5 protein-coding genes are annotated in these 5,559 nt (G+C 37.4%); all 5 read right to left on the reverse strand.

Annotated elements, in window-relative coordinates:
• Positions 1–451 precede the first annotated feature (451 nt).
• On the reverse strand, positions 452–697 hold the full coding sequence (locus ACPYKA_RS18170) for a type B 50S ribosomal protein L31 (RefSeq protein WP_479543618.1): 246 nt from the start codon (positions 695–697) through the stop codon (positions 452–454).
• A 138-nt stretch (positions 698–835) separates the two neighbouring features.
• Complete coding sequence (gene rho / locus ACPYKA_RS18175) at positions 836–2,116, reverse strand: transcription termination factor Rho (RefSeq protein ID WP_479543619.1); 1,281 nt, start codon at positions 2,114–2,116, stop codon at positions 836–838.
• A gap of 322 nt (positions 2,117–2,438) precedes the next feature.
• Positions 2,439–3,404: a class II fructose-bisphosphatase gene (glpX, locus tag ACPYKA_RS18180; RefSeq protein ID WP_479543620.1), complete on the reverse strand. Its 966-nt coding sequence runs from the start codon at positions 3,402–3,404 to the stop codon at positions 2,439–2,441.
• A 35-nt stretch (positions 3,405–3,439) separates the two neighbouring features.
• A complete protein-coding gene (locus ACPYKA_RS18185) occupies positions 3,440–4,732 on the reverse strand; it encodes a UDP-N-acetylglucosamine 1-carboxyvinyltransferase (protein ID WP_479543621.1) in 1,293 nt (430 codons plus the stop codon).
• A gap of 78 nt (positions 4,733–4,810) precedes the next feature.
• Positions 4,811–5,461, reverse strand: coding sequence for a fructose-6-phosphate aldolase (fsa, locus tag ACPYKA_RS18190; protein ID WP_479543622.1), 651 nt, complete (start codon positions 5,459–5,461; stop codon positions 4,811–4,813).
• Positions 5,462–5,559: the final 98 nt, after the last annotated feature.

A 5,559-nucleotide genomic window follows, 5' to 3' on the forward strand; every position in this document is an offset into this window, starting at 1 on the left:
CAGAAAACCACTGCTTCTGAGTCTTCAGACACGTGCTTTTCCCGCAGGAGTCGACTGCCCTCCACTACAATCAACTAAATCGGTGGATTCCCCGGTATAGAACATTTATCATCCATTGCACTAGCGGAGGAAATACATGGAGACTCCTGCGGGAGGATAGGCCTAGGTGAGACACAAGTGCGTAGCACGAAGGGGCTCAACAGCCGCCCGCGGAAAGCGGAATGTATTTCCGTAGCGGTATTTTACTTTGCAACTAGCAGCGGAAATCAACGGTTTACAAACTAGCTTAACAAATTTTCACTACTCTACAGTATCCTTCAACTGCGTCGTTAAAATTAATTAATATCTTACAAGTTTATGTTTATTATAGTATACACTACTTCGCTGCTCTGAAACTAATTTAATCGAATAAAAAACAGGCAAGAATCCTGCCTGTTTTCTGTTATCATTTTTACTTCATATTGTATTTTCTCTTGAAGCGGTCTACACGTCCACCAACTCGGTCAGCTTTTTGTTTACCTGTATAGAAAGGATGTGTATCTGAACTGATTTCAACACGGATGACTGGGTATTCGTTGCCATCTTCCCATTGCATTTTCTCATCCGATGTTCTTGTTGAACCACTTAAAAATTTATAATTTGATTCCGTATCAAGGAAAATAACTTTTTGGTATTTAGGATGAATTTCCTTTTTCATGTCTTCCACCTCTTTTACATTGAAAGTATTACTAAAACAATAAAGTTATATACGACATCTTACCTCACATCTTGATATTATAACAGCATAAAACGTTGAATGCAAGAAAGAGAAAAAAGTCTAAAATAAGAATTTCATTTAACGTTGTGATCGTTTATTTTTAATTTCTTCATCTAGCATTTGAAAAAATTCGTCATTATTTTTTGTGTTCTTTAATCTTCTTAAGAAGCGTTCTGTAAAGTCATGAGAATCTTGCATCGTTTTACGGATCATCCACATTTTTTCCAAATGATCCTTAGAAACGAGTAACTCTTCTTTTCTCGTACCAGAACGTAAAATATCAATGGATGGAAATATTCTTCTTTCTGCTAAACTGCGGTCTAAATGAAGTTCCATATTTCCAGTGCCTTTAAATTCTTCGTAAATTACATCATCCATACGTGAACCTGTATCAATAAGAGCCGTAGCTAAAATCGTTAAGCTTCCACCCTCTTCAATATTTCTAGCTGCCCCAAAGAACCGTTTGGGACGGTGAAAGGCAGCAGGGTCAATTCCACCTGACAACGTTCTTCCACTTGGCGGGATAACTAAGTTATATGCTCTAGCAAGCCTTGTAATACTATCCATAAGAACGATAACATCTCTTTTATGTTCCACTAGACGCATCGCTCTTTCAAGCACAAGTTCGGAGACTTTTATATGGCTTTCTGGAACTTCATCGAATGTAGAACTGACTACATCCACATCTGGATGAACGAACCGCTCGATGTCTGTTACTTCTTCCGGTCGCTCATCTACAAGTAAAATTATTAATTTCGCTTCTGGATGATTGGTAGAAATACTATTTGCAATTTCTTTTAATAACATTGTTTTTCCAGCCTTTGGCGGCGCTACAATCAATCCACGTTGCCCAAAACCGACCGGAGTCATTAAATCCATTAATCTTGTGGATAAGTTATGGGCTTTTGCTTCTAATTTCATACATCTATCAGGATATAAAGCAGTCAATGCTGGAAAATGAACTCGTTCTTTGGCAGTCTCCGGGTCATCATCATTTACAGCGTCTACATGAAGTAAGCCGTAATAACGTTCATTTTCTTTTGGAGGTCTTACCTTTCCAGAAACCTTATCACCGTTTCTTAAATCAAAGCGGCGGATCTGTGAGGCAGATATATAGATATCTTCCGCACTCGGGGAATAATTAATCGGGCGTAAAAATCCAAATCCTTCAGATGGAATGACTTCTAATATTCCATCCATAAACAAATAACCATCTTTTTCAGCTTGGGCTTTTAAAATAGCAAATATTAATTCCTTTTTTGTTAACTTTGCATAATATGAAACTTTATATTCTCGAGCTAACGTATACAATTCTTTTAACGTTAAGTCTTCTAAGTGAGAAATTGTAATTTCGGACACTTCATCACCACACCTATTCTTAATTTTTTCAGGTACGTTTTGTTATTTGAACGAAGTCGAGTTATATCATTATAAAATCGTTAGAAAGGTTTTATTTATTCTTTGAGAGATATAGATATATTTTAATAGAATAACGCAGCACATGCGTTTAGGAAAGAGGAGTCGAATGGAGATTATTTTATGTGTGCATGTTCATCCTTTAATATATTTAGAGCAAGTTCGTTCATTTGAAAACGGATTACACAAAAATATTTAGTAGATATATCATACATGTTATTTATCCTATATTCAACTCTACTTTATCCAGGCGCACAAAAAGTTATCATTCCATTACTAGGTTTGGTTTTTTCTTTAAACTATGTTGTCCAGATATAAAGCGGATTGTACCACTTTTTGCTCTCATAACAACTGTATCTGTAGTTGCTATTTGTCCCTTATACTGCACACCTTTTAGTAGTTCACCATCGGTAACACCAGTTGCTGCAAATATTGCGTCATTTCCTGAACAGAAATCATCCATATAATAGACACGATCGATGTCAGGTATACCCATTTTTTTACACCTTTCAATTTGCTGATCGCTTGTTGGCATGAGTTTCCCTTGGATTTCTCCACCAAGACATTTTAACGCAACTGCTGAAATCACACCTTCTGGGGCACCACCGATTCCAAATAATACATCAACACCAGTTTTATCAAATGCAGTATTCATGGCTCCTGCAACGTCACCATCTTGAATTAATTTAATTCTTGCACCTGATTCTCGAATTTCTTCTACTAACTTTTCATGACGTGGTCGGTTTAAAACGACTGCGACAACATCTTCAATATCTTTATTTTTTGCTTTTGCAACTGCTCGTAAATTATCGATTGTCGGTGCGTTTATATCTATCTTTCCTACAGATTCTGGGCCAACAGCTATTTTCTTCATGTACATATCAGGTGCGTGTAATAAATTACCACCATCCGCAATTGCAATAACAGAAAGAGCGTTCCATGACCCTCTAGCAACAATACTTGTACCTTCTAAAGGATCTACTGCTACATCGACTAATGGTCCTTCACCTGTACCCAATTTCTCTCCAATATAAAGCATCGGGGCTTCGTCCATTTCTCCTTCACCGATCACAACTGTTCCACGCATTGGAATGGTGTCAAAAACTGTACGCATTGCGCTTGTTGCGGCATCGTCCGCCTCATTCTCCTGTCCTCTTCCCATCCATCTAGCAGAAGATAAAGCTGCGGCTTCAGTAACACGAACCAATTCCATTGTCAAACTTCTTTCCATTGATTACAACTCCCTTAAAAATTTAGCGAATTAATTTATTTAATAGATTTTAACTGTTCTAGTTCCGCTTCACTCATTTTTTCCCGACGGATGGACGCACCAAGATTTACTAATTTCTCAATCATATTCTCATACCCTCGTTCAATATGTTCAATACCAGTTATTTCCGTAATTCCATTTGCCATTAAACCTGCAATAACTAATGCAGCTCCTGCTCTAAGGTCAGAGACTTTTACTCGCGCACCTTCCAATGTAGAAGGACCTGTAATAATTGCTGAGCCGCCTTCTACTTTAATTTTTGCATTCATACGTCTTAACTCATCAATATGTTTTAGCCTAGCTGAATAAATTGTATCTGTAACAATACTTGTACCTTCCGCTTTTGTTAAAAGTGAGGTGAATGGCTGCTGGAGATCTGTAGGAAAACCAGGATAAACCAATGTTTTGATATCTACACTTGCCAGAGATGGTTTCGTAGTTACCAATAACTGTTCATCACTTTGCTCTATCGACACACCCATTTCTCTTAGCTTAGCAAGCAAAGACTCTAGATGTTCTGGAATGACATTATCGATAACTACTTCTTTCCCTTGTGCAGCAGCCAAAATCGTATACGTACCAGCCTCGATACGATCGGGAATTATTGTATGATTACAACCGTGTAACTTTTCAACACCTTCAATTCGGATAATGTCTGTCCCGACTCCTTTAATTTTAGCGCCCATATTCGTAAGTAACGTTGCTACATCAATAATTTCAGGTTCTTTAGCAGCATTTTCAATCGTCGTCTTTCCTTTAGCTAGAACTGCAGCCAACATAATATTTATCGTTGCTCCGACACTTACAACATCTAAATAAATTCTTGCTCCTGTCAGTTCCTCAGCTTGTAAATAAATAGCCCCTTTTTCATTTTTCACTTTAGCACCGAGCGCTTCAAATCCTTTAATATGCTGATCAATTGGCCTCGGACCAAGATAACAGCCACCAGGTAATCCTATGGCTGCTCGTTTAAATTTACCTAACATTGCTCCCATAAAGTAATAAGAGGCACGTAGCTTTTTAACTTTTCCATTCGGAAGTGGTATAGAAACAATAGACGACGGATCAATATGTAACTTTTGATTAGAATCCTTCGTTATTTTCGCACCAATATCCTCTAAAATCATATTAAGAGTTTCTACATCAGAAATATCAGGTAACCCATCGATGGTAACTGTTGAATCAGCTAATATAGCAGCTGGAAGTAACGCTACAGCACTATTTTTAGCACCATTTACTCTAACAGTCCCTTGTAAAACACGGCCACCTTCAACGATTATTTTTTCCATTTATAACCCTCACTTTTTAACTAAAAAGCCAAACGATTGATGTTCATGACAAAATAAAGGACAGTACCTAACTCGACATTAAAGGTCTGTTGCTTGATTCCAGTCTGTTAAAAATTGTTCAATGCCTTTGTCTGTTAGCGGATGTTTCACTAATTGCGCTAATACTTTATAAGGAATTGTGGCAATATGTGCACCGTTTAAAGCCGCTTCTGTAACATGTAAAGGATGTCTAATAGATGCTGCGATAATCTCTGAATTAATTTGATGGTTGGTAAAAATTTCTGAAATTGTTGCAATTAACTCCATTCCATTATGGCCGATATCATCTAAGCGTCCTAAAAATGGAGAAACATACGTGGCACCAGCTCTAGCAGCAAGAAGCGCTTGGTTCGCATTAAAAATAAGCGTCACATTCGTTTCAATTTCTAGATCACTTAAAGCTTTTACCGCTTTTAATCCTTCCAACGTCATTGGAATTTTAACTGTAATATTTGGAGCAATAGCAGCAAGCTCTTTTCCTTCTTTGATCATCCCTGCTGCATCTTCTGAAATCACCTCAGCACTAACAGATTTATCTGTTACAACGCTAGTGATTTCACGTAAACGGTCATGAAACGATACGCCCTCTTTTGCAACAAGAGTAGGATTGGTTGTTACGCCATCCAAAACTCCCAATTCATGTGCAGCACGAATTTCGTCAATATTTGCAGTATCTATAAAAAATTTCATAATATAACTACTCCCTTCAAATATGATAGATCATTTATCAAATGTTTATGCTTTACCCGTAGATCCGAACTCACGCATTTTACCAATAACCGTTTCTT

The organism is Pseudogracilibacillus amylolyticus (SeqCode), assembly GCF_051918545.1.
Classification (GTDB): domain Bacteria; phylum Bacillota; class Bacilli; order Bacillales; family Amphibacillaceae; genus Pseudogracilibacillus.

Bases quoted from the DNA above. Each gene is read 5' to 3' on its own strand.
- glpX (WP_479543620.1), bottom strand. From the start codon at position 3,404: ATGGAAAGAAGTTTGACAATGGAATTGGTTCGTGTTACTGAAGCCGCA.
- ACPYKA_RS18170 (WP_479543618.1), bottom strand. From the start codon at position 697: ATGAAAAAGGAAATTCATCCTAAATACCAAAAAGTTATTTTCCTTGAT.
- fsa (WP_479543622.1), bottom strand. From the start codon at position 5,461: ATGAAATTTTTTATAGATACTGCAAATATTGACGAAATTCGTGCTGCA.
- ACPYKA_RS18185 (WP_479543621.1), bottom strand. From the start codon at position 4,732: ATGGAAAAAATAATCGTTGAAGGTGGCCGTGTTTTACAAGGGACTGTT.